The sequence below is a fragment of the Acidicapsa acidisoli genome, assembly GCF_025685625.1.
GTDB lineage: Bacteria > Acidobacteriota > Terriglobia > Terriglobales > Acidobacteriaceae > Acidicapsa > Acidicapsa acidisoli.
In genome coordinates, this window is sequence record NZ_JAGSYI010000004.1 from 503,655 (window position 1) to 528,356 (window position 24,702).

Below are 24,702 nucleotides of genomic sequence, written 5' to 3' on the forward strand. Positions count from 1 at the left end.
TTTCTATCAAGGAAAGGCCACTCTTCACCACGCTGTGTGGACTATACAATTTCCTAAAATGCTTTAAACTCGCTTTTGGCACGGCTGTGGGGATTGGCCGATTTGGATCAGCGGCAATGGGCTGCTGACTGGAAAATTGAAGATGTGGCTCCGGAGAAGTTCACCGGCCAGCTGGCCATCTCCCTGCTCCAGCGCGTCAATGATCTTCCAATGCGCTTCCTGCACGACCATCAGGTCGATATTGCCTTTCGCCAACCACATTTGAAGCCGCACCTCAAAGGCAAGCGAATTCCAGCTGCGAAGCAGGATCCTGTTGGATGCGCCCTGCACAATCAATCGATGGAAGTGCATATCATGGCGGGCATACGCCGCAATGTCCTTCGTGCGCGCCGCTTCGAGTATGGCTGTTGCGGCTTTCTTCAAGGCTGCGACTGAGCCTCTGAAGTGGGCGGCTGCAAGTTGTCCGGCAAGCTCCTCAAGGACGGCGCGAACCATATAGGCCTCGCGAATGTCCTGCGCTGTCACCTCTCGCACGCGGGTTCCCTTGTACGGTTCGGTCACGACGAGCTCGAGTCCTTCCAACTCGCACAGCGCCTCCCGCACTGGACCCTGACTGGTATTCAACTCCTTTGCTATCTGCAGCTCCACCAGACGCGCGCCCGGCGACAGCTCTCCGCTCATGATCCTGCGCAGGAGATCCTGCTTGACGCGATCAGCCATTGAATCCCGATGAAGCGAGTGCGCTTTACTTGCCATGACTATTGATTGTAAATAATCTGCGACGTTTTAAAACTATAAATAATCTATAGTTCAGGCGAGGAATTTCGATGGCCCTGCCAACCCTTGCGGAATAGTTCTGATAATTTCCCGGCGCGCTACAGTCAGGCGTCCTGTTATGTCTTATTCGCGTCTTGGCGGGGCATCCGCATTCGAGGCGTAGCACAAAGGCCGTAAATTTCCGTGGCCTTATCATCCCAACCTCCCGGGCGCTCGATTGGTGTCTCGCGGGAGCTGCCGGCAACGACGATTGACGCAGCACGTCTCTGCCTAAATGGAAAGAATTCATCCATGTGGATTGTCAAGCTTGCGCTGACGAAGCCGTATACCTTTGTCGTCGCCGCCATTCTGATTCTGCTGTTGGGCATCGCGTCCGTGGCAACGATGCCTACCGACATCCTGCCGAACATCGATATCCCTGTCATTACGGTGGTCTACGATTACCGGGGCCTGCAGGCGCAGGAGATGGAACAGCGGATTACGACCTTCAACGAGTTCATCATGTCGACGGTGAACGACGTAAAGTCGATCGACTCGCAGACGGTGCGTGGCTACGCGGTGCTGATGATCTACTTTCAGCCGCAGGTGCACATTGATGCGGCTATCGCGCAGGTCGGCGCGGCTACGCAATCGATTCGGTTTCGCTTTCCTCCGGGCGTGAATCCGCCGTGGGTGCTGCGCTTCAGTGCATCGACGGTGCCGATTTATCAGCTTGCTCTATCGAGTGACTCGCTCTCGCAATCGGAGTTGTATGACTACGGCATCTTCCGGGTGCGGCAGAAGATCTCGGTCGTTCCGGGCACGCTGCTTGAGGCGCCACATGGCGGTGTAGTGCGACAGATCATGGTGGATCTGAATCAGCAGGCTCTGCTGGCGAAGGGCCTGACACCCATAGACGTGGAGAGTGCCATCACGTCGCAGGACGTGACCATGCCCACCGGCACAATCAAGATCGGTGGCCGTGAGTATGGTTCGAGCCTCAACAATAGTCCGATCGATGCGCTTGCCTTGAACGATGTCCCTGTCAAGGTGGTTGGAAACTCGGTGATCTTCATGCGCGACGTTGCGCATGTGCGCGATGGATGGATGGTGCAGCAGAATGTTGTGCGGGCCAACGGCAAGCCTTCGGTGCTGACTCCGATCTATCGCAGCGGTTCCGTATCGACGCTCTCGATTATCGACCATATCAAGAACAAGATATTGCCCGCAGTGCAGGCGGCTGCGCCAAAGGGCATGACGATCAAGGGACTGTTTGACCAGTCGGTGATCGTTCGCGCATCGATCACTGGAGTTGTGCGCGAGGCGATCATTGCTTCGATGCTGACCGCGCTCATGATCTTGGTGTTTCTCGGGAGCTGGCGCAGCACGTTGATTATTGCCGTCTCGATTCCGCTCTCGATCCTGAGTTCGATCATCATTCTGAATGCGCTTGGGCAGACGTTGAATACGATGACCCTGGGCGGGCTGGCGCTGGCTGTCGGTATCCTGGTCGATGACGCTACCGTCACCATCGAGAATATTCATCGGCACATGGATAGGCACTCGCTTTTCGATGCTGTGCTTAAGGGAGCGTCGGAGATTGCCGCGCCGACGTTTGTGTCGACGCTGACGATCTGCATTGTCTTCGTCTCTGTCGTCTTTCTCACCGGGCCGGCGAAGTATCTGTTTACGCCGATGGCAATGGCTGTGGTCTTTGCAATGATGGCCTCGTACATCCTTTCGCGAACGCTCGTGCCTACATTGGTCAACTTCCTGCTGGCCGGCGAAACGCATTACTCGGAGAAGGCGTCGGATCACACTGCCGAGGAGCCGCGGCCGTCGTGGTTCGAGAAGTTCAACGACGGCTTCAATGCTGCTTATCTGCGCTTTCAGGCCTTTTATACAGGCTTGTTGCATGGCTTCATCGAACATCAGCGAACCGCCTTGATTGCCTGCGCCTGCGTGATGGCAACGGCATTTGTGTTGCTTCCTTTTGTCGGGCAGGACTTCTTCCCCAGTGTGGATACGGGCCAGTTCCGGCTGCATATGCGCGCCATGCCTGGAACGCGTATCGAGGAGTCGAGCGTGATGTTCAGCCAGGTGGAGCAGAAGATCCGCGAGATCATTCCGCCGGATCAGCTTGACCTGGTTCTTGACGACATCGGTTTGCCGCAGGATCCGATCAGCTTCACCTTCGGCTTCACGCCGAATATCGGAGCTTTCGATGGAGAAGTCCTCGTATCGCTGAACGAGAAGCATTCTGCGACGGAGGGTTATATCGAGCAACTGCGAAAGGTGCTGCCCAAGGACTTTCCGTCGATCACCTTTTACTTCGAGCCTGCCGACATGGTGACGCGCATTCTGGACTTCGGCGTGACCGCGCCGATTGATGTGCAGGTGCAGGGCACGAGTGAGGGCAACTTCGATGTGGCGCGTGATCTTCGCACGAAGATTGCAGCTGTACCAGGGGCGGTCGATGTTCACACGCAGCAGGTGATGGATAGTCCCACACTCAAGATTGACGTCGACAGGACGCGTGCTGCGCAGTTCGGCCTTACGCAGCAGGATGTGGCCAACAGTCTGTTTGTATCCATGGCCTCGGGTTATGCTGTCGCGCCGAACTTCTGGGCCGACCCCAAGATGGGGATCACCTACACGGTGACTGCGCAGACACCGCAGTATCGGTTGGATTCGATGAACATGCTGAAGGAGACGCCGATCCCGATCAAGACTGTGCCGAACCAGACTGAGATGCTTGGCAACATGGCGACGATCAGTCCGTCTTACGAACCAATCGTGGTCAATCATCACAACGTGCAGCGAGTCTACGATGTGCTGCTCAATACGCAGGCTACCGATCTCGGGTCGATTGCGAAGCGGGTTCAGAAGATTGTCGATGAGGAGCAGAAGAAACTGCCTCCCGGCAACACCATCGAGGTGCGCGGACAGGTGGAAAGCATGCATGAGGCGTTTACGCGTCTCGGCATCGGACTCGTCTTCGCAGCGGTGCTGGTCTATCTGCTGATGGTGGTGAACTATCAGAGCTGGCTCGATCCGTTCATCATCATCTGCGCTCTTCCGGGAGCATTCTGTGGCATCGTATGGGCGCTCTTCTTGACGCAGACGACCTTCAGCGTGCCCAGCCTGATGGGAGCCATCATGTCCATCGGCGTTGCGACGGCGAATTCCATTCTGCTGGTGACGTTTGCTAAGCAACAGAGTGAAAGCGGGCACACAGCTCTCGAAGCTGCTGTCAGCGCCGGCTCGACGCGCTTGCGGCCCATCCTGATGACGGCGTTCGCGATGATCGTCGGGATGCTGCCGATGGCGCTTGGACTTGGCGAAGGCGGAGAGCAGAATGCACCGCTGGCGCGCGCCGTCATCGGCGGCTTATCGATGGCCACGTTCGCAACGCTGTTCTTCGTTCCCTTGATGTATAGCCTCATTCACGGAAGACGCGAAGCGACTGCAGAGGAGATCGCACAATGACGACCATTCAGACGAATACTCAAACATCCCGCAAGGCTCCCCGCATCGCCGGTGGCGTTGTGCTGCTGATCGTCCTGCTGGCGATTGGAATTGTTCCGCGCATATTCAGAAGCGAAGAAGCGCGCGACGTGGTTCGGGCCAGTACTGTTCTTACTCCCGAAGTCACCGTGATCCATTCGCGGTTGGGTTCTCCACAGAGTGCGGTTACACTGCCTGGGAATCTGCAGCCGCTGTATAGCGCTTCTGTCTTTGCGCGCACGAATGGCTACGTCGAGAAACGGCTTGTCGATATCGGTGCGCATGTGAAGGCGGGACAGACACTGGCCATCATTGCAAGCCCTGAGGTTGACCAGCAGCTGAACCAGGCACGGGCGGATGTACTGCAGGCCTCGGCCGCTGTCGAACAGATGAAGGCTGCACTCGAGCAGGCGCAGGCAAATCTCGACATCGCGCGCATCACCCGCGACCGGTACGCGCCGCTGATCAGCAAGCGCGCCGTGACGCAACAATCCCTTGACGAAGCGGACGAGGCATTCAATGCGCGCACGGCGGATGTATCGGCGGCGCATGCCAACATCGACGCTGCCCAGGCCAGCCTGAAATCGCGAAAGGCCAACGTCGATCGCCTGGTGCAAATGCAGGGATTCGAGCGGGTCGTTGCTCCATTCGATGGGGTGATCACGGCTCGCAATGTTGAACGGGGCGACCTCGTGAACAACGGCAGCGACAATGGCGCGACGAGTCTTTTCAGCATCGCGCAGAGCAACATCCTTCGCGTTCAGATCGAGGTTCCGCAATCGGATGCGCTCTCGATCAAGGATGGACAAGAGGCGACTCTCACCGTGCAAGAAAGGCCCGGCCGCCGCTACGTCGCCAAGGTTACTCGCACCGCGGACTCCGTGGACCTGGCTGCCCGCACGATGCTCACCGAGGTTCAGGTGGATAACAGCGATGGCTCGCTGGTCCCCGGCATGTACGGCGAGATGACCTTTGACGTCACAGCCAGCAAGCCGTCGGTCATCATTCCCTCAACGGCGCTGGTCATCGACAAGAACGGAATGCATGTCGTTTCGGTATCGGCGGATAGCCGGGTGCATTTTATCCCGGTCGACATCGGTCAGGACCAGGGTTCGCAGGTTGCAATATCCCAGGGATTGCACGGCGGAGAAACATTGGTCAGCAATCCAAGCGATCTGTTGAACGAAGGACAGAAGGTTTCCATTGCGCAGTGACACGAGAAGCCAGTTCGCAATTTATAGCCGCCGCTGGAGCTACACGATGAATCGATCTCTTCTGCTTATACCGGGCATCACGTTGCTGCTGATAGCGGGCTGCAAGGTTGGTCCCAATTACAAGCAGCCCGCTGCGATCACCGCGCCTGCCTTCAAGGAAGCGCCTGCCGATACGTCGTCCGCAAATGATGGATGGAGACCGGGGCAGCCCAGCGATCAGACCCTGAAGGGCGACTGGTGGCGCATGTATCAGGATCCTGAGCTCGACACTCTCGAAGCGCAGGTGAATGACGCGAACCAGACATTGAAGATCGCTGAGGCGAACTTTCGCTCTGCCCGCGCGGCCATCGGCTTCGCACGATCGAGCGAGGCTCCGACGGTGGGCGTTGGAGCCAGCGCGCATACGATGCGGGAGTCCGCGAACGAACCATATTTTTATTCGAGCCTGGCCAATAACGGCGGTGGAGACTTTACTCTGCCGCTCGATCTGAACTATGAGATCGACCTTTGGGGACGCATTCGTCGCGGGGTAACTGCAGCAAGGGCACAGGCACAGGCGAGTGCGGCTGATATGGAGAGCGTGAGGCTGAGTCTTCATGCGGAGCTGGCGACGGATTACTTTGGCCTGCGCAGCGCCGACGGGCAGGAACAGTTGCTGGACGATACGATCAAGGCTTACGAAGACGCCGTGCAACTGACGCGAGACCGCTTCAATGGCGGTCTTGCGGTTACATCCGACGTTACGCAGGCGGAGACACAATTGGATCAGGCACGTGTTCAGCGCACGGATGCTGAAGTTCAACGCACGCAGTATGAGCATGCCATCGCGGTGCTGATCGGCAAGCCTCCGGCCGCGTTAACTATTCCTCGCAGTCCGATCAACATTCAGGCACCGCAACTGCCGGTTGTTCCCGGACTCGTGCCCTCCGCACTGCTCGAACGCCGTCCGGATATCGCAGCGGCAGAACGCCGCATGGCCGCTGCCAACGAACAAATCGGAATTGCGAAGGCAGCCTACTATCCGACGCTTTCTCTCAGTGCGCTTGTTGGCATGGAGGGAACGTCCGCATTGAACTGGTTCAGCTGGCCAAGCCGTCTTTGGGCTGTGGGTCCTTCCATGTCGGAGACTCTCTTCGATGGCGGACGCCGCCATGCGGTTTCTGAGCAGGCACGCGCCGGATATGATGCAACCGTCGCCACATACCGTCAGACCGCGCTGGAGGCATTTCAACAGGTCGAAGACAATCTTGCCGCGCTGCGCATTTTGGAGACAGAGCGGAAACAGCAGCAGCGCGCCACGGCCGAGGCCCTGGAATCACTCGATACATTTCAGGCGCGTTATACCGGCGGCCTTGAGCTTTATCTCCAGGTAGTCACGTCGCAGACTGTGGCGCTGGCGAACCAGAGAAATGACATTGAACTGATGCATCGGCAATTGGACGCCAGCGTTCTGCTCATCAAAGCATTGGGCGGAGGCTGGGATTCCCACCAAATATCTAAACTATAGATATATATAGAAACAGTGGCGGGACTGCGAATCTTCTTGAACTCGCAGTCCCGCCGCTTACGTCCCGCAGAATGTCTGAAGGACACGCTCGTCGGGGCTGGCTGGAGTGGCGTACCGTTCCAGTCCCGGCCGCTCCTCGTAGGGATGGGAGACCACTTCGAGCAATTCCTCAAACGGCTGGAAGTTCTCTTGTCCGACCGCAGCCTCGATCACTGCTTCGACGATATGGTTGCGCGGGATGTATGCCGGGTTTGCTCTCCGCATAACGTCAGCACGCGTTTCTGCTGAATCAGACTCGTCTTCGAGGCGTCTGCGCCATCCCACGACCCATGCATCATAAGCCGCAGGGTCGGAGAACAGCTTGCGCACGCCGTCGTCTCCGTCCGCACTGGCTGCGGCATCGCAAAGCCGGCGGAAGGTCAGCGTAAAGTCTGCGCGGTTGGCGGCCATGCGACGCAGCAGGTCCTGAGCCAGTTCAAGATCGCCGTCGCGCTCTGTCAACAGTCCAAGCTTTTTGCGCAGGCCAGCAGCTTGCGAAGCTTCAAACTGCGGAGCGAATGCGGCAAGGGCTTCGTTAGCGGAGGCAAGCGCTGCTTCCTTGCTTCCCGTCTCCTGTTCCAGAACGGGCAGCAACGTTTCGGCAAGACGCGTCAGGTTCCATAGATCGATGCGGGGCTGATTGCCATAGGAGTAGCGACCCTGATGGTCGATGGAACTGAAGACCATCTGCGGGTCGTATGCTTCCATGAATGCGCAGGGGCCGTAATCGAGCGTCTCGCCCGAGATGGAGCTGTTGTCGGTGTTCATCACGCCGTGGATGAAGCCGAGGAGCATCCATTGTGCGACGAGATGCGCATGACGGCTAATTACGCCATCCAGCAGAGCGCGATATGGCTGCTTCGACTCGGCGGCGGCAGAATAGTGCCGCGCGATGGCGTAGTCGGCCAGAATGCGTACAGCTTCCACATCTCCCGTTGCAGCGAAATACTGGAAGGTGCCCACGCGAAGATGGCTCGCAGCTACTCGGGTCAGCACGGCTCCAGGAAAGAACGCTTCGCGGCGAACCTGTTCTCCCGTGGTCACGGCGGCAAGGGCTCTGGTTGTCGGCACTCCCAGGGCCGCCATGGCTTCACTGACGATGTACTCGCGCAGGACGGGACCCAGTGCGGCTCGACCATCGCCACGACGCGAGAAGGGAGTCGGCCCCGAGCCTTTGAGTTGAATGTCATAGCGCACGCCGTCCGTGCCCATCAACTCGCCAAGCAGGTTGGCGCGGCCGTCGCCCAGTTGCGGCACGAAATATCCGAACTGATGGCCTGCATATGCAAGCGCCAGAGGCTCGGATCTCGCGGCGACGCGGTTTCCTGCGAGGATCTCCACTCCTTGTTCGCTCGCCAGAGCAGTTGGATCCAGGCCCAGGCCTCGGGCCAATGCAACGTTCACCTTGATGAGGCGCGGCGCCGCTACGGGCGTGGGGTTCACACGTGAGTAGAAGTGCTCCGGCAATCGGGCATACGTGTTTTCGAAGCTAAAACGAACGGAGCCATGATCTGAATCCAAGGCTGCGGATGACGCGATTTCGGAAGTATCGGGAGTATTCATGATTGGCTCGACATTCGTATGCTGTCTTCGCACCGGCTCAAGCGCGATGCTATTTCTATCGTACAGGGCAATTAGCTGCGCGGTAGTGGCAGCAAGACAAGCGGGATTTCTTCCAGCGCCGCGGCGATCGCGCCCCAGAGTGCGGCGAAATCGCCGAGAGAGGCTGCAGAGATTCTGGTCACAGCAAATTCGCTGCGCTCAAGCTCCTTTTGCACCGAAGCGAGCAGGACGGGGTGGCTACCGACCTCGCCTGCGAGCAGGATGAGGCCCGGATTCAGGATCAGCGCCAGATTCACGATGATGTCGGAGACAATCGCCGCACGGCTTTCAATGATCTTTGCCGCACGCTTGTCTCCCGATTGAACAAGCTTCAGAATCTCTGCGACGTTCCTCTCTCGCTTGGCTGCGACACCACGTGCTTGCGACTTGCGAGTTGACTCGTGCCAGCTCTTGAGAATCGCGGAACTCGTGAGAACGCTTTCCAATTCGCCGAATTCATGAAGCCTCGGAAGAGCGCGTGAGATCTTGGGCAGGCGAAGATAGCCGATCTCGCCCGCTGACCACTGCGCACCGTGATGAATGCGTCCGCCCAATACGATGCCGGCGCTCACGTTGGCCCCTATGTTAATCAAGGTGAATGTCTCTTCAAATCGGGCAGCACCGCGATAGCGCTCGCCCAAAGCGGATAAGTTGGTATCGTTTTCCACGATGACCAGGCAGCGGACGACCTTATTCAGCAACGCACGCAGAGGAACACTTCGCCAATTGTCTAGCGTGCTTACCGAGACAACAATGCCGTCATCAACGTTCGTTATCGCCGGAACCGCGACCACCAAAACCAGCAGTTGTTCACGTGCTAATTTTTGCTTCCTGAGCAGGCGACGAAGTTCAATGTCAATCAGGTGACAGATCGCCTCGGGAGTCGTTTTATGACCGGCCAGCAAAACCCTTGAATTTTCCAGTTCTGCGCCACTCAGGTCTGTTAGCAAAAACGAGAGGGATTGGGAAGCGACCTGCACGGCGAGCAGGCAACCCCGTTCCGCGTTGAAACGAATCAGGTCTGGCGGACGGCCCCCGCTCGACTCCCCTTCCCCCAGTGCCTTAACCAGATTTGCCGCGACCAGATCGCCGACTACGTTTGTCACTGTGGGCGCACTCAGGCCGGAGGCCCGTACCAGATCCGCTCGGGAACAGGCACCTGCCTCTCGTAACAGCCTGAGGACCGTAAGCGCGTTCGTGTGGCGCAGGTGAGCTGGTCTACCGACCGCAACGGAATCATTCATTACATGGACTCTCTACAAGGATACGCGAGGAGAGATACGACGTCGCATGACAATTAGAATCGAAGGATGTCGAAAAGGCTGCTCGATTGAAAACGCAAGAAAGATACGACTTGAGCAATGTTTGCATGACAGTTGCCGACTCACAGTTGCAGGCGAACTCTTGCCTTGGTAAGCAAGAAAGCCAGCACTAACATCAAGAGAGTAAAAGCCAGTGTCTTGATAACTCCCGGCCAACCGAAGCTGAAGTGGGTATCGAGATACGTGATCCCAGCCGTGGCGAAAAGAAAATACGACAGATCGGGCAACAGGTAGGTTAGAAGCGCATTAGAGCCTGCTGGCCTCACCAAGATGGCCCACTTATTCCTCCCCTTGAGATCACATAGCCAGTATAGAAATGTGAACAGGAGCATCGCAGCCCCAATACTCCACAACGACCACGTGGGAGTGGCACGAATCTTGGAGATGCCAAGGGGAACGCAAATCCACCCGGCAATCAGTATCAGCGCGCCTAGTCCGAGAGCTCGCGCAATTGCCTTCTGTGGCATAAGGCGTCGATCAGTGCCCAGCAGAAGTTGCGAGGTCACGACTCCAGCCATAAGGATAGAGGCCATGGCTCCGTTGTCAAAGGGCCAGATATAGATTGGAATTCTTCCGGGGACAGGAATCAGCTTTGCTGTTGAAACTATGCAAAAAGCGAGCAGAAGAACAAACCACAACAACGATGACCATTTCCATCGCCGCGTGGGGATATAGAGAATTGCCGCGGCAAGATAGCTGAAACCGATGAGACCTAGTATCTCCGGGTAAGAGGGGTCGATCCATGCGGCTTGTCCAGCGCTCGTTGTTCGACGAAAGATCCCAAAAAGAATGAGCACTCCGACGACACCGATTGCGCGGAGCACAATCGAATACGTTGGAAAACGCTCAGATCTGGGATAGACATGGAGATACAGCATTGCGCTGACAAGGCCAAGCAAAGCCCAGAGATTGCCACCTATTGCCATTCGCGACGGATCAGCCTTGTCTGCATTGGCAAGGATGAGACCGAGAGCGATAAGGCCGATGACTCGCAACACAACGTGAAGCCACAAGCCGGGTAAGGATGGGTCACGTTTCAATCTCCGTTCTACGGAAATCGGCAGGGACAATCCAACGGCGAACAGGAAGAATGGAAAGACCATGTCGACGTAGGTCATCCGATCTTCCATGGCGTGCGCGTGATAGGTCCACCAGGGGAGGCCTCGAACGGATGAAAGCTCATTGACGAAGATCATTACGGCCATGGTCAGTCCGCGAAAAACATCGACTGAAACAACGCGAGAAGGCTTTGTCTCAATTGCAGGCAACGAGGATTGAAGCGTGGCGGCTGTGTTCATTGGACTGCTTCTCTCTTGGGGGCCGGCGTGTTCAAAGCATCGTGGATGGTTTTAAGTAACTCTCCCGAGGGATCTCCGGAATAGTCCCAGAACATAACGCCGCCAAGTTGATGGCTTTGCACATACTTGCATTTTTCGATCAGCGATTCTGAATCTTCATAGGAGACGAAGATTTGCTTCTCTGAGTTGTATAGATACGGGACCGAAGCCGTGGGATCCCAGAAGCGGATGAAGCCATGATTCAGCATGGTTTCTACAATACTGTGATACGGAGCGTAGGCATTGGGAATCGCCTTCCCTGATTGATATAAGCCATGATTGCGGTCTGCGACCTGACCCCAGACATGCCCGTAAAACGGAAGTCCTAGGAGGATCTTGGACACGGGAACGCCAGCCTTTTCAAAGGCGAGTACGGACGCATTCGCGGAGATTTTCTTGGGATCAGCAGGGTTTGTAAAAAGAGGCGCGTGATGACCTGTCGTCTGATCGGAATCGGGCTCGTAATAATCGTAAGCCATGAGATTGACAGAATCCACGTAGCGCTGGACTTTGTCCATTTCGGTGTGGACTAAAAACTCATCTGACGCGCCCGCGGCAATCGTAAGATAGAGCCTCTTTTGCGTCTTGGTTGTCTCCAGATCGAATCTCGACCGCAGTTCTTTCAGAAGCAGCGTAAAGTTTTTCTTGTCTTCACTCCGAAATGGGTGACCGGCTCCTGGCATGCCCGGATACTCCCAATCGATATCAAGCCCGTCGAGGTCATAAAGCTTGAGGAAATCCATTACGCTCTGAATGAAAACTGCCCTACTTTGCGCAGTGAGCGAAACATCGGAGAAATTGGTCGACCACAACCAGCCACCCACCGAAACGAGAATCGTGAGATCAGGATTTTCCTGCTTGAGGGAATGCAAGTAAGCGAAGTTTTCCTTGTCAAAGGAAAAGCCATTCACCATCCGCCCATTCTCAATATTGGCGAAGGCGTAGTTGATGCGGGTGAGACTGCGAGCGTCAATCTGGCCAGGCTGGAGAGTCGTGTTTTGCGGAAATACGTATCCGACCACGGCGATTCCGGGCTTCGGGGCAGTAGCATACACCACCGGTGAGATCAAGACCGGTAGACAGACAACGAGACAACAGGCGAGACGGAGAATTCCGCGCATAAGATACTTCCTAAATAAACGTATCAAAGTTCTGAGTTGATACTTACACTAAAAGTCGAAGAAACTCAACTTCGGAAGGAAGGTGCGTCCTATTGAGGTCAAAGGCGTTGCTTGCAGTATCTCTTTGCGCGGTCTTTAGCCAGACTGGCCTGGGGCAGATGCGTGTGCTAGTCGATCAGGTTGGCTATGAAACCACGGCGCCGAAGGTGGGGCTCGTCGTCGGTACGAAGCAGGATCATCCCACCCAGTTTTCGTTGGTGGACTCGGACACTGGAAAGACTGTCCTTTCGAGTGCGTTGAAGCCATCGGGTGAGGTGTACGACTGGGGTGGCCGCGTCTTCTGGACTGCGGATTTCAGCTCTTGGCAGAAACCCGGCCACTATGCGCTTCAGATTCCGTCGAATGATGGCGCTATCAGTTCCTGCACATTCGATATTGAGGAGAATGTCCTAGAGCACGACACGCTCTCGAATATTGTTTTCTACTTCAAAGGGCAAAGATCTAGTGGACTCTTCGATCAAGCCGATCGTCATTTGACGCTTCCCGGCACGCAGAATGGTTCTGTCGATGTACATGGAGGCTGGTATGACGCCACGGGCGACTACGGAATCCATCTCTCGCATCAGAATCCAACATCGTATTTCAACCCGCAACAGGTCCCGCTCGTTGCCTGGAGTCTCTTAAAAAGCTATCGGCTCCTTGAGGCACGCCAGGATGACAACTTCAGCGAGTACGAGAGAAGGATGCTGGACGAGGGCCTTTATGGGGCTGACTTTCTGGTACGAATGAAGCGGCCAGATGGCTCGTTCCTCGAATCGATCACCGCGCCAGGGAAAGACAAACTCGCCAGGGATCGTGTCATTGGAAACCCCAATTGGCGCACTCAGATCAAGACCAAGAGCTCTGACTCGACTGAAAGCATCAACAAAGCGGACGGACCGCACGCGTACGAGGCGAGCTTCCGCGCGGGTGGCGGCATGGCGATCGCTGCCCTGGCGCTGGCAAGCACGATGCCGGAGGATGGCGACTACAAGCGCCAACAATATCTCAAGACCGCTGAAGAGGCGTTTACATTTCTCAATGCCCACAATCAGGAACTGCTGAACGATCATATTGAAAACATTCTGGATGACTATTGCGCCCTTGTTGCGGTGACGGAACTCTACGGCGCAACACACAACCACGTGTATCTTGAAGCGGCGGACAAGCGGGCAAACCACTTGATGGCGCGTCTCACGACATCCGGGCGGTGGCGCGACTACTGGGCTGCCGATGCCGGGCCCAGACCGTACTTCCATCCTGCCGATGCCGGGCTTCCTGTGATCAGTCTGCTTGAATATGCGCGGATTGCATCGCCTACACAGCAAGGGAAAGTGCGAGAGACCGTGGCGCGTTCCCTGCGCTTTGAGCTTGCAGTTACATCTGACGTAAATAATCCATTTGGCTATGCGCGGCAACTGGTGCGTATGGGGGACGGCACTATTAGGACTGCATTCTTCTTTCCGCACGATACCGAGGCTTCGCCCTGGTGGCAGGGAGAGAATGCACGGCTTGCGTCCCTGGCCGCGGCGGCGAGGATGGCGGCGCCTTTGTTTGCCGATCAGCCTGATTTTCAGTCGCAGTTGCGCGCCTATGCGTGGAATCAGCTGCACTGGATTCTGGGCCGCAACCCGTTTGATTCAAGCATGCTGATGGGAAGCGGGCACGGCAATGCCGCATACATGTTCTTCCGCTCCTACAAGTACACAAGCGCTCCCGGCGCAATCATCAATGGCATTACGTCGGGCCTGAATAATGAAGATCGGATCGCCTTCAACGAGGGTTTTGCAGTTACAGGCAAGGATGAAGACTGGCGGTGGACGGAAGAGTGGCTGCCACATGCGGCCTGGTATTTATACGCGATCAGCCTGCCGCACTAAAAGATTCAGAATTGGTGTACCCGGCACCGGAGACGCGGCTGCGCAAAACGCATTGTTGAAGATGGTATGCGGTATAAACGGCTACGTCGCAGCCAGAAATTCCGGCTGCGACGTAGGTTGGGTTGCGGTTAACTAGAACGCGTACTTAAGCGATAGCTGGATGTGCCGTTCGGTGGAGTTGGTGCCGCTGATGGCGCCGAAGTTCGAATCGGTTACAGTGTTATCCGGCGCGTTGTAGCTGGCTATGTTAAATGCGTTGAAGAAATCGGCACGGAAGTCGAAGTGCTGCTCCCTCCATACCGGGAAGGTCTTGAAGACCGACATGTCAACCTGTTCGTAGCCAGGGCCGCGCAGTGACATGGGATGAACGTTACCAAAGGCGTTCAACGGTTGTTGAGCGAAGACGCAGGTTCCGTCGTCGACGTTTGCGGCGCAGACATCGAGAACGCCGGGGGAGGTTCCAAACCAATGATCTGGAGTACGGCCGGTGACGTGCAGAGGCCGCAACTGCTGTGGCCTGGCTGAAGCGGAGTTGACCAGATTGGAATAGTTCGAGGGCGAGCTGGCCGTCAGCGGAAAACCGGAATAGCTGACGTCGGACCCGGCTAGCTTCCAGCCTCCGACGACGGCGTCAATAGCCCGGTTCCAGTTGGCGCCGAATTGCTTCCCACGGCCGAAAGGCAGATCATATTCGCCTGAGACGCTCAGGGCATGACGGATATCGAAACCCGACGGGCCCCATTCAGCGGCCATGTCATACGAATTCTGCTGGTAATACTGACCGCTGATGTTGGAGACACCGTAGTATCCGAAGCTATCCGTGAGGGACTTCGAATAAGTGTAGTTCGCCGTCAGTTCGAGACCGGCTGCCAGATGCTGGCGGAAGACTGCCTGCAGCGCGTTATAGTTGCTCGCGGAGTTCGTGGCGCTGATCTTGATCACGCCGCTCTGTCCGACGAGGTTCGTATAAGGTGCAGGCGCTCCGGGAGCTGGAAGTTGATTGCCCCAGAACGGGTTGGTGAGGTGATGTCCCAGGATTCCTACGTAACCAGCCTGCAGAGTCGACTTAGGCGTCAACTCGTACTGGGCTGTGAGACTAAATTCCTGCGTGGAGGACGGCTTCAGATCTTTGGGCCAGACATAGAGGGTTGTGATCGGAGCCTGACCGGTCGGGAAACCTAGAGTCGTTGAATAGGGAGTGCCACCCGAACCGGCAGTCGGAACCGTTTCTTTCTGTTCGAAATCGGTGTGAAAGGGCGGATTCTGCGTCAGACGAAGGTTCGCTCCCATGCCTTCCAGGTAGCTGGTGATGCCATAGCCGCCACGGATGACCCATTTCGGTGTGGGCTGGTATGCAAATCCGAAACGCGGCTGGATTTGGGCGTAGTAGGGATCGTAAAGGGCGCGGCTGTTTCCATCCACACCCGCGTATTCGATTTGTTTTGTTTGCTCGTTGACGTTGGCCATCTTATTATTCACTTCATAGATTGGCTCATCGAATTCCCAGCGGACGCCGAGATTGAGGGTGAAGTTTTTGAGTATCTTGAAATCGTCTTGTGCAAACACGCCATCGCGCCACTGGCGCTGGCCCGTTAGGCCGGTGACGTTGCCGATCTGCACGTCGTAAACGCGATCAAGCAGAAAGTCCGCGAAAGGATAGCCGGTGCTGCCGGGCTGTACGGAGTATTGCCCGGTGTAAGTGAAGTCTCCCAATTCTCCATCGTTGCCTGGATAGAAGCTGTTCTGCTGATAGCGCGTAAACTGCGCACCGAACTTGAACAGATGACGTCCGCGCTGCCAAGTCAGGTTATCGCCGTATTCAAAGACGTTGTCGACGAAGACTTCAGGAGTTGGGTTCGCACCGAAACCGTCGGGCTGACCGTTGCCTGAGGAGGTGGTGGTTTCAAAGTTTCCGTTACTGCTGAAAGATTGCAGGCTGAATCCGGCGGTCTGCTGAGGCTTGCTGGGAATGCCAACGAGAGAATTGCCATTGAGCCCGAAGACGCCGCTTGGATCGATCGTCACGCCGCTATTGAACTGAATACGCGCATATGAGGCGCGGGCGTTGTTCACGATGGACGGCGAAAAGGTACGCGTCCAACTCACGGTGCCCAGATGATCCGGATAGTTCGATGCGCTGGGGAACAGCACTGGAAGCGGGGTCTCGACTGTTGCGTCCTCGGCATATCCCTGTGTATACCGGCCCGAGATTACGTCTCGGTCGTGAAGATGCCAGTCGATCTTGACGTCGCCCTGGTCGTTGGTCGCATAGCTCTTGATGGACCCTATGTAGTTTTCGAAGATACCGTACGGGTCCGGAGTATTTGGATTGTTCGGAAGCGGATAGACTTCCGGATGCGCAAAGAGAAAGGTCGCGACAGGGTTTACAACCGGAATCTGGTTGTTGGTGTAGATAGGCGTTCCCGGAGCTTGAGTATCGTATAGCTGGATACCCTGCGCCGAGAGGGCAGACAGATCGCCGGTGCGAAAGGGACCGGGCACCACGCTCGCGAAACCGTCGCCGGAGAGATGATAGCGAAACGCCTCATAATCAACAAAGTAAAAGAGCTTGTCTTTGATGATAGGACCGCCGAAGGTTCCGCCGAAGGTGGACTGCGTGTATGGGTTCTTGGGAGCGCCGCCATGGTCGTTGGACCAGCTGTTGGCATTAAGATTGTCGTTGGAGAGAAACCAGAAGGCGCTGCCATGAAGCTGGTTGCTGCCGCTCTTCATCACCATGACCACTTCGCCGCCGTTTACGTTGCCGAACTCCGCATTCGCGTTGGAGGCAATGACACGGATCTGCTCAAGCGAGTCAGGGCTCGGCGAATACCCAATAGTGTTATTCAAGTTCTCATTGATTTCCTGGCCGTCCAGGAGATAGTTGTTGGACTGCTGGCGGCTGCCGTTCACGTTTGGCTCATTCGTAGCAGCGGTAGAACGCTCCGACGAGTTGTTTGCAGCGTTGGTGGAGGACATTGAGGTACCGAAACCACCGTAGCCCGTGGACACTGCGCCTGGAGTGAAGACCGTTAGCTGAGAAAAGTCACGGCCATTAAGGGGCACGCTGTTAATTATGTTCTCGGTGAAGGTTTCTCCAAGTGTTGGATTCTCGGTGTCCATGATGGGTTGGAACTGCTCCGAAACCACCACCGAGGTATTGGTTGAGCCTATCTTGAGCGAGATATCAATCTTGGCCGTCTGATCGATTTCGAGCGGGAAGGGACCGTACTTAGCCAGGTCGAATCCAGTGGCCGCGACTGTCAAATTGTAACTGCCAATCTGTAGAAAGCGAATCGAGTACTCACCCGCCTGATTTGTAACAGCTTTGGTTTGAACTCCGGTTGCGGTGTTGATCGCCGTGACGTCGGCCCCGGTCAAGATAGCGCCGCTTGCGTCAGTGATCGTGCCACGAATGGTTCCGGTCACTGTCTGCGCCACACCGGAAAGAGCGAACGCCAACAATAACCACATCGTCATGGAACAAAACATGCGCTTCATATCCCTGCCTCCTTTGTTATGTTTGTAAAGAAAGCTGCGCGCGCCCATAGAGCATTTGTGCCTGCACCACTCCTTTTGGGCAGAACGGACTGCGGTAGAGTCCATACTTGCGGCCGGACTCTGGCCCGAACTAACGATAGGTGCACGTTACAAGAATATTTCACGCAATTCAAGATCAATTTAGCGTCAAATGATCACAAAATAGATCGAAAGCCAAAGAAAGCGTTCTCTTGGCTAATTCCGATCCCTAGGCTTGTGTTCTTTATCAAAATTGATTTCTTACCCAGTTCCCTCAAAAAACTGTTGCGTCTGGGAGCCTCCTGATTCATACTTAGGAACATTTACGAAGTCTGTGAATGGGCTCTGTGATGCAGGTTAAGCGTAATGTGGAAAGCTTGGGTAGTTTTTATCTTCGCCCTGGCGGCCATCGCCGAGGAACCCCATCCGGTTCTCTCCATCGGTTCGCCAGCGCCCAATTTCTCTCTACCTGGAGTCGATGGCCGAATTCATACCTTGAGCGATTACGACTCGAGTCCTGTCCTCGTAGTTGTGTTTACCTGCAACCATTGCCCTATCGCGCAGATGTACGAGCGGCGCATTCAACAATTGGCGGATGATTATAAGAGCAAGGAAGTCGCGGTGGTCGCAATCCAGCCCAACGATCCAAGGGCAATTCGCATCGACGAACTCGATTCTTCCGACATGAGCGATAGCCTGGCCGAAATGAAGGTTCGCGTCGAATACAAACATCTGACTTATCCATATCTATATGACGGAGATACACAGCAGGTGGCACGAGCGTACGGGCCGCGAGCAACTCCGCACGTGTTCATCTTCGATCACCTACGGCGTCTCCGCTATGAAGGGCGCATCGATACCAGTTATCGTACAGAACTGGTAAAGACGCACGAAGCACGCGATGCCATTGATGCTCTTCTGGAACATAAGGAGATCGGAGTCACACATACCGGAGTGTTTGGATGCTCGACGAAGTGGGCCGAGAAATCAGCGGATCGAGTTGCGGCGCTGGAGAAGATCGATGAGCAGCCGGTCAATGTCACACTGGCTTCGAAGGCTGATCTCGCCAAACTACGCACAAATCCATCGCGCCAGATGATGCTGGTCGACTTCTGGGCAACCTGGTGCGGAACGTGCGTTGCCGAGTTTGCTGACCTAGAAAACACATTGCACATGTATGCCCACCGGGACTTTTCGCTGGTTACTGTTTCGGCTAACATGCCTGATGAAAATGCAAGTGTTCTGCACTTCCTTCAAAAGCAGCATGCGACCAGCGCAAATCTTCTTTTCGATACGGACGATACGGAGGCGCATCAGACGGCCTTCGATCCGCAATGGGATTCTGCCGTGCCCTATACCGTTCTTCTTTCAGGAGACGGCAAAGTGCTCTACAAGAAGCTTGGGTCCGTAGATATGCTCGAACTAAGACGCACCATCCTTGCAAATCTGCCTTCCGCCTATATCGGATTCAATCAATATTGGCAGAGCCAATGACCTCGACGCCCTGAAACTGAGCCAACAATACGGCAACTCCAGATTCCTTGGTTAGCGACCAGGATTCGGTTTCCCGGCGATCGCGATTGCCTGGAAAACAGCGCCGTAGAGTTGAGCCTCAACACCGAGAGAACTCGGAACCAGCCGAGACTGCACACGCGCATTCCTTCCCTTCAGAATGACACGAGTTGCGTCCACCAGGGCTGGATGCAGCCCGACATTTCCACCCAATACAAAGAGCGGGCAGTTCAGCACCAACGAGATGTTATAGATGGCGTAGGCCAATGTTCGAGACGCAAGTCCGAGTACGGCATGCGCAAGCGGATTGCCGGCGAGTGCTTCGTCGAAGATCTGGGTTGCGGTCGCATCCTTGGTCAGTTCGGTACTACCTTCGCTCCAGACCCCTTGCCAATGAGATCTAATACCTTCTCCGCCGACGATTGCTTCGAGTGCCCCTGGCTCGCCGGCTTCTACCAGACCCACGGAAGTGCCGGGAACGAGCATATAACCAATCTCGCCTGCGATCCATCCTTCCCCGCGAAACGGCTCGCCATTGAGAATGATACCGGCCCCCACCCCTGTGCCAATCGCGAGGAAGACAAAGTTATCGACTCCGCGAGCAGATCCCGCGGAGTGCTCACCGAACGCCGCCATGTTTACGTCGTTGTCAACGAAGGCAGGCACGCCAAGCTCAGCTTCCAGAAGATCGCGCAGAGGAATATTCTTCCAGCCCATGAGATATGAGGTTGCAAGAACCTTGCCGTGGTCTGTGTCTGTAATGCCGGGAGCGCCCGCTCCGATTGCGACCAAGTCACCGTGCGACGATGCATTCGCTGACAGCAAAGCTTCCACCCCCTTGCACGTCATGCGAACGATCTCTTGTGGATCACGGATTCCAACAGTTGAATATGACCATCTGCCAACTATTGTCCCTGCCTTATTCGCCAGGGCGACGCGCAAGTTGGTTCCTCCGATATCGACGCCGACGACCAGACCTTCGAAGGACGCTTCCTCAGTTTGTTGGCGGGTTGTCATTGAACTACTAGACTGATGCAACGACTTCACTTGCAATTCCTCGTGTTGGTGATGGTTCGGCGGCCATAGCGGCTATGAGTCCGCTACGGAGCGGCCGCTGATTGGGGCGCGCTGATGCTTTCAAGCTCACGCCCCTTCGTCTCAGGAATGACAAAGCGAACAAATAATAGAGTAAGTATGCAGAACCCGCCGTAGATTGCAAAGGTCAGACTATTGCCGGCCGATTTGATGAGAGAAAGAAATGTGAATGCTACCAGAGAGTTGGAGGCTCCCGATCCAAGTGTCGCGGCTGCTACCCCACGACCTCGCAATCGCAGCGGAAAGACTTCGGCAACGAGGATCCAGCCGATGGGCCCCATGCTGAAGGCAAAACACGCGATGTAGACAACTAGGCATGCAGTTGCAACCAAACCCAGCGACGATCCGAGCGCCTGTTGGCTATGGAAGGAGAACGACAGCAGAAAGAGCGACAGAGTCATGCCGCCAACGCCGCAATACAGGAGCGGTTTGCGACCGACGCGATCCACAAGCGGAAGAGCGATCGTGGTTGCGAGGACGTTGAGGATGGCAAGAACGAGCGTCGAAAAGATAGCGCTTCTATCGGAAGTGATACCGGCGAGCAGGAAGATTTGCGGTCCGTAGTAGAAGACAGTATTGATGCCCGTCACTTGCTGCAGTACAGTAAATCCGACCGCAATGAATAAGGCCCGACGCGTGGCCGCACTCCACAGTGCGCTCCAGCGGCGCTCGGTTTTGATTGCGAGATTCTTACGAATCTCGTTGAGTAATTGCTGGGCTCCGTCTCTGTCGGTGTACGAACTGAGGGTTGCCTCAGCTTCCATCACACGGCCCTGCGCGACAAGCCAGCGTGGGCTCTCGGGCACGGTCAGAACCAGCGCCAGGAACAGGCCTGCAGGGATCGCGCCAAGTCCGAACATGAGCCTCCAGGCATGATCACGGGCCAGCCAATAGCCGACCAGATCGGCCAGTGCGATGCCCAGCGTCAAGGCAAATTGATAGAGACCAATGAGCTTACCTCGTGATTGGGGCGGAGCGAGTTCTGATATATAGACGGGCGCAGTCACGGAGGTGAATCCGATGGCCAGCCCCAGCAACAGGCGCGCGACAATCAGCGTCCAGACACCCGGTGCGAGTGGGGCAAGTATGGATCCGATGATAAAGACGATGCCCCCGGACACCAGAATCAAGCGCCGGCCAAAGCGATCAGCCAATCCGCCTCCGACAACTGCTCCCAGCATCGCACCGACGAGGACGACGCTCACCACGGCTTCCTCCATCTGCGTCGAGAGAGTGAAAGATGATCTCACAAAGATCAAAGCTGCCGCGATAATTCCCATGTCGTAGCCATAAAGGATCCCGCCGAGGCCCGCGATGCATGAGACCTTCCAGAGAAAACCTCTTTTGACTGCCGGCTGCGGATCCAATCCAACGTAGGCTGAATGATCCAGCAAGTCGCACCCCCATCGGAAACTAGAGTGTATCGGTTCAGTTTAGGCCCAATCTGTATAACTTTGTTAAGAAACTTGCATAAGATTGCCATCTTTTGCTTTGATGTGTCTGAGGACTGACAATGGAAGGCCATCAAACAGGATCACCACGCTGGATTGGCGGAATCGAACCGCCCAGAGAACTGCTTACCGCGACCGGCGCGCAGATACTTGAGATGGAGTGTCGCCAACAACCCCAGCGGCTGAGTGAGATGATACGGGCCTACGCTGCCGATCCCGCCTTGCGTAGCCAATTGAGCGTGTTGCGCGAACTGGCCGCCAGGAAAGGACCGGTTCTCTTTCTGGGTATGGGAGCGTCCTTCTGCTCGGCTATCAGCGGTTCGACACTCTTGCAGAGAAATGGCCGCTCTTCCTTCGCGCTCGACGCCGGCGAATGGCTGCACTATGGAGTCTCCACATGGGAGGACGCTTCGCTATCCGTATTGGTGACAACCTCGGGTGAGAGTCCGGAACTGGTGCAGCTTTTCAAGGCAGGCGCCAATCACGATCTGGCTTTGATCTGCAACCACCCGACGAGTACTTGCTGGAATCTCTCCGAGAACAGCCTTCCGATTCTCGCTGGTCCTGAATACGGGAACGCGACCAAGACCTACACCAACGCGACAGCGGCTTCGATCATCCTCGCCTCGGAGATCCTTGGGCTGCCCTGGCAGAGGGACGCAGAACACGCGGCTGAGGTCTTCTCGCTCAGTCTTGACCGCATCTTTGCTGGCCGCAGCGATCTTGAGGCTTTCTGCCGCAGCGCAGCTAATATCGAGGTCATAGGCCGCGGCGCCGCGTATGGCGCGGCAATCATGAGCGCGCTGACCATTCGCGAAATGAGCGGGTTCCGCGCGGCGCCGCATACAGGCGCTGGCTTTCGACATGGGCCGAATCTGGATGTCGATGAGACCCATGTTGCAATCATCTTTGCGTTGGGGCATGTTGCCGAGCTTGGAGTGAAGCTGGCAAACGAATGCAATCGGCGGGGGGGCAAGGTCGTTCTCGTTTCTAACGGCGATCACAAAGCTAGCGAAAAGCTTTTCCCGATTACGCTGGATAGTGTTGCCGAACCATGGGAGGGTATAACTTCGCTGCTGACGCCTCAGGCGCTTACGTTGGCAATGGTCGAGCGAACGGGCTGTCGCCTGCCGCCTCGATTTCAATACGGCGTCATGGAGCAATGAGCAATCGCACTTAGCGTTGCGAGCCCAACCATAGGAGTGCATCTTCAAACAACAGGTTCTGATGCTGATCGGTGAAGATTTTGTCTCCGTGGCCCATGTTCATGTAGATCATGCGGTACTTTGTATTGGTCCATACAACAGGTAGATCGCCGCTCCTAATCGTATCCTTGAGACCGAGAGGATAGTTCGATTTATCGAGCGTGAGCAGGATCTTTATGTCCTTGTTCAGACGCGGGCTTGGCCGCCAGATGTACCACTCGTTGGCCGGTGAAGTGAATTGCGCAGGCAACCGGCTTGTGACCGGGCTTGATGGATCGTCCACATCGAGAATGGCAGGAAGAGGCGGCCAGTTGTTCCCATAAAACACCGTTCCCCCCAGGAAGTCGACAAACCATGGCCAGTGCGTTCCCTCATCGTTGTAGGCAGCTATATGAAATCCCAGCCAACCTCCGCCATGGCTCATGTATTGTTCGAATGCTGCACGTTGTGTTGCTGTATGCGGAAAGTCGTCGAGCCAGAGAACGATTTGAACATTCTTCAATCGGATCGAATTGAGATCATCCCAGTTTGTCGTGGTGGCAAAGTCAAATCCATCGCTCTTCGCCAGCTTCGAGTAGAACTGCATCGCCTCTTCGGCGAACATCACATGGTCCTTCTCGACGTTGGTTGAGTAAAAGGCGAGAACATTGAAATGCGGGCGCTGGCAATACCCTGTTGTCGAAGCGATGCAAGCCATTAGAAACAACATTCCGAAGCAGATAGGGAGCTGAAGTCTGATCTTCTTTGTCATTGCCCGGCCGCCCAGAGAATGGAGTTGTGAAAGAGAGTGGTGAAAGCTGGATTCTTGAAGTGTTCAGGGCGATGCCCCATGAAGATATAGACGTTTCTGGCTTTCATGTGTTCGTTCGTCCACACTACTGGGTGGTCCCCCATCTTGATCGCGGAGTTGGGAGTGTAGGTGTTCTCATCCACTCTCGCGAGCACGTGAACATTCGGCCGCGGAGATTTGTCGTAGGTGTACCACTCCTCATCGTTGATTTCAAAACTGCTGCCGAGGCCTTTCATCACAGGATGCATCTGGTCTTCCACGATCACTTTACCCGAAGCAAAGGTGGAGATGTATTGTGTGAATCGGATGCCACCCATGAAGCCTGAGAACCAGGGCCACATCGGGTAGCCGTCGAATTCTCCAAGCAAAGTGGCATGGTGAAAACCGATCCAACCGCCGCGTCCCTGCTCGATGTAATCTCGAAATGCCTCCATTGCCGTCGGCTTCCAGGCGTAAGGAGGATAGTTCAACTGAAGGAACAATTGATAGTGAGACAGAAACTCCTTATCAATCTTATCGGTGTTTTCTATGTAGTCGATGGAGAATCCGTCCGTTGCCGCTTCCTGGGCGAGCCACAGCTTTGCGGCGTCCACGAAGGGCTTGTGAATTCCTCCGGCTTCGGCGATAGCAACTACTCGAAATCTTGGTTTTGACGATTGGCCCAAACCAGCCATGGAAGGCAGGAGGAAGATTGCGCTTAGAATGAATATCCCAACGGAGCTAATGTGGAGAATGCGATATCCGCGCGAATCTGACAAGACGAATCCTCTCTTTGCGGTGTGACTTACTGGGTCGCCTGGGCGTCG

Annotated in this window: 16 protein-coding genes; 6 read left to right on the top strand and 10 right to left on the bottom strand. The window is 55.7% G+C overall.

Annotation, left to right across the window (positions count from 1 at the left end; translation table 11 throughout):
• Positions 1 to 63: 63 nt before the first annotated feature.
• Complete coding sequence (locus OHL23_RS24045; RefSeq protein WP_263354576.1) at positions 64 to 720, bottom strand: GntR family transcriptional regulator; 657 nt, start codon at positions 718 to 720, stop codon at positions 64 to 66.
• A 348-nt stretch (positions 721 to 1,068) separates the two neighbouring features.
• Between OHL23_RS24045 and OHL23_RS24050 the strand changes: the two genes are divergently transcribed.
• From OHL23_RS24050 to OHL23_RS24060, 3 genes are read left to right on the top strand one after another with little or no spacing between them, the layout of a single operon-like run.
• A complete protein-coding gene (locus OHL23_RS24050) occupies positions 1,069 to 4,245 on the top strand; it encodes an efflux RND transporter permease subunit (protein WP_263354577.1) in 3,177 nt (1,058 codons plus the stop codon).
• Positions 4,242 to 5,477 carry an efflux RND transporter periplasmic adaptor subunit gene (locus OHL23_RS24055; protein ID WP_263354578.1) on the top strand — a complete coding sequence of 412 codons (1,236 nt, stop codon included), beginning with the start codon at positions 4,242 to 4,244 and terminating at the stop codon, positions 5,475 to 5,477. Before OHL23_RS24050 ends, OHL23_RS24055 begins: the two co-directional genes overlap by 4 nt.
• A gap of 46 nt (positions 5,478 to 5,523) precedes the next feature.
• Positions 5,524 to 6,984: an efflux transporter outer membrane subunit gene (locus OHL23_RS24060; protein ID WP_263354579.1), complete on the top strand. Its 1,461-nt coding sequence runs from the start codon at positions 5,524 to 5,526 to the stop codon at positions 6,982 to 6,984.
• A 57-nt stretch (positions 6,985 to 7,041) separates the two neighbouring features.
• Here OHL23_RS24060 and OHL23_RS24065 read toward each other — a convergent pair whose 3' ends face one another.
• From OHL23_RS24065 to OHL23_RS24080, 4 genes are all read right to left on the bottom strand, one after another.
• Positions 7,042 to 8,586 carry a protein adenylyltransferase SelO gene (locus OHL23_RS24065; RefSeq protein WP_263354580.1) on the bottom strand — a complete coding sequence of 515 codons (1,545 nt, stop codon included), beginning with the start codon at positions 8,584 to 8,586 and terminating at the stop codon, positions 7,042 to 7,044.
• A 71-nt stretch (positions 8,587 to 8,657) separates the two neighbouring features.
• Positions 8,658 to 9,869 carry an ROK family transcriptional regulator gene (locus OHL23_RS24070; protein WP_263354581.1) on the bottom strand — a complete coding sequence of 404 codons (1,212 nt, stop codon included), beginning with the start codon at positions 9,867 to 9,869 and terminating at the stop codon, positions 8,658 to 8,660.
• A 140-nt stretch (positions 9,870 to 10,009) separates the two neighbouring features.
• Positions 10,010 to 11,245 carry a DUF5009 domain-containing protein gene (locus tag OHL23_RS24075; RefSeq protein ID WP_263354582.1) on the bottom strand — a complete coding sequence of 412 codons (1,236 nt, stop codon included), beginning with the start codon at positions 11,243 to 11,245 and terminating at the stop codon, positions 10,010 to 10,012.
• A complete protein-coding gene (locus tag OHL23_RS24080) occupies positions 11,242 to 12,405 on the bottom strand; it encodes a glycoside hydrolase family 18 protein (RefSeq protein ID WP_263354583.1) in 1,164 nt (387 codons plus the stop codon). The genes OHL23_RS24075 and OHL23_RS24080 overlap by 4 nt, the downstream gene beginning before the upstream one ends.
• A 107-nt stretch (positions 12,406 to 12,512) precedes the next feature.
• Here OHL23_RS24080 and OHL23_RS24085 point away from each other — a divergent pair, with 107 nt between their 5' ends.
• Entirely contained in the window at positions 12,513 to 14,324 is a 1,812-nt protein-coding gene (locus OHL23_RS24085; protein WP_263354584.1) for a glycoside hydrolase family 9 protein, read from the top strand.
• A 132-nt stretch (positions 14,325 to 14,456) separates the two neighbouring features.
• On the opposite strand, the gene OHL23_RS24090 is transcribed toward OHL23_RS24085, so the two are convergent.
• On the bottom strand, positions 14,457 to 17,825 hold the full coding sequence (locus tag OHL23_RS24090; protein WP_263354585.1) for a TonB-dependent receptor: 3,369 nt from the start codon (positions 17,823 to 17,825) through the stop codon (positions 14,457 to 14,459).
• A 384-nt stretch (positions 17,826 to 18,209) separates the two neighbouring features.
• Between OHL23_RS24090 and OHL23_RS24095 the strand changes: the two genes are divergently transcribed.
• A complete protein-coding gene (locus OHL23_RS24095) occupies positions 18,210 to 19,337 on the top strand; it encodes a redoxin domain-containing protein (RefSeq protein WP_263354586.1) in 1,128 nt (375 codons plus the stop codon).
• Positions 19,338 to 19,388: 51 nt separating this feature from the next.
• Here the strand turns inward: OHL23_RS24095 and OHL23_RS24100 are convergent, their stop codons facing one another.
• Both OHL23_RS24100 and OHL23_RS24105 read right to left on the bottom strand, forming a co-directional pair.
• The gene (locus OHL23_RS24100; protein ID WP_263354587.1) at positions 19,389 to 20,372 is read right to left on the bottom strand and encodes an ROK family protein; all 984 of its coding nucleotides are present in this window, start codon (positions 20,370 to 20,372) and stop codon (positions 19,389 to 19,391) included.
• An 83-nt stretch (positions 20,373 to 20,455) separates the two neighbouring features.
• Positions 20,456 to 21,844 carry a sugar porter family MFS transporter gene (locus tag OHL23_RS24105; protein WP_263354588.1) on the bottom strand — a complete coding sequence of 463 codons (1,389 nt, stop codon included), beginning with the start codon at positions 21,842 to 21,844 and terminating at the stop codon, positions 20,456 to 20,458.
• A 119-nt stretch (positions 21,845 to 21,963) separates the two neighbouring features.
• Here OHL23_RS24105 and OHL23_RS24110 point away from each other — a divergent pair, with 119 nt between their 5' ends.
• Positions 21,964 to 23,067, top strand: coding sequence for an SIS domain-containing protein (locus OHL23_RS24110; protein WP_263354589.1), 1,104 nt, complete (start codon positions 21,964 to 21,966; stop codon positions 23,065 to 23,067).
• A gap of 10 nt (positions 23,068 to 23,077) precedes the next feature.
• Here OHL23_RS24110 and OHL23_RS24115 read toward each other — a convergent pair whose 3' ends face one another.
• Entirely contained in the window at positions 23,078 to 23,857 is a 780-nt protein-coding gene (locus OHL23_RS24115) for a ThuA domain-containing protein (protein WP_263354590.1), read from the bottom strand.
• Positions 23,854 to 24,654, bottom strand: coding sequence for a ThuA domain-containing protein (locus OHL23_RS24120; protein WP_263354591.1), 801 nt, complete (start codon positions 24,652 to 24,654; stop codon positions 23,854 to 23,856). The genes OHL23_RS24115 and OHL23_RS24120 overlap by 4 nt, the downstream gene beginning before the upstream one ends.
• Positions 24,655 to 24,702 lie beyond the last annotated feature (48 nt).

Bases quoted from the DNA above. Each gene is read 5' to 3' on its own strand.
- OHL23_RS24045 (WP_263354576.1), bottom strand. From the start codon at position 720: ATGGCTGATCGCGTCAAGCAGGATCTCCTGCGCAGGATCATGAGCGGA.
- OHL23_RS24050 (WP_263354577.1), top strand. From the start codon at position 1,069: ATGTGGATTGTCAAGCTTGCGCTGACGAAGCCGTATACCTTTGTCGTC.
- OHL23_RS24055 (WP_263354578.1), top strand. From the start codon at position 4,242: ATGACGACCATTCAGACGAATACTCAAACATCCCGCAAGGCTCCCCGC.
- OHL23_RS24060 (WP_263354579.1), top strand. From the start codon at position 5,524: ATGAATCGATCTCTTCTGCTTATACCGGGCATCACGTTGCTGCTGATA.
- OHL23_RS24065 (WP_263354580.1), bottom strand. From the start codon at position 8,586: ATGAATACTCCCGATACTTCCGAAATCGCGTCATCCGCAGCCTTGGAT.
- OHL23_RS24070 (WP_263354581.1), bottom strand. From the start codon at position 9,869: ATGAATGATTCCGTTGCGGTCGGTAGACCAGCTCACCTGCGCCACACG.
- OHL23_RS24075 (WP_263354582.1), bottom strand. From the start codon at position 11,245: ATGAACACAGCCGCCACGCTTCAATCCTCGTTGCCTGCAATTGAGACA.
- OHL23_RS24080 (WP_263354583.1), bottom strand. From the start codon at position 12,405: ATGCGCGGAATTCTCCGTCTCGCCTGTTGTCTCGTTGTCTGTCTACCG.
- OHL23_RS24090 (WP_263354585.1), bottom strand. From the start codon at position 17,825: ATGAAGCGCATGTTTTGTTCCATGACGATGTGGTTATTGTTGGCGTTC.
- OHL23_RS24095 (WP_263354586.1), top strand. From the start codon at position 18,210: ATGTGGAAAGCTTGGGTAGTTTTTATCTTCGCCCTGGCGGCCATCGCC.
- OHL23_RS24100 (WP_263354587.1), bottom strand. From the start codon at position 20,372: ATGACAACCCGCCAACAAACTGAGGAAGCGTCCTTCGAAGGTCTGGTC.
- OHL23_RS24110 (WP_263354589.1), top strand. From the start codon at position 21,964: ATGGAAGGCCATCAAACAGGATCACCACGCTGGATTGGCGGAATCGAA.
- OHL23_RS24115 (WP_263354590.1), bottom strand. From the start codon at position 23,857: ATGACAAAGAAGATCAGACTTCAGCTCCCTATCTGCTTCGGAATGTTG.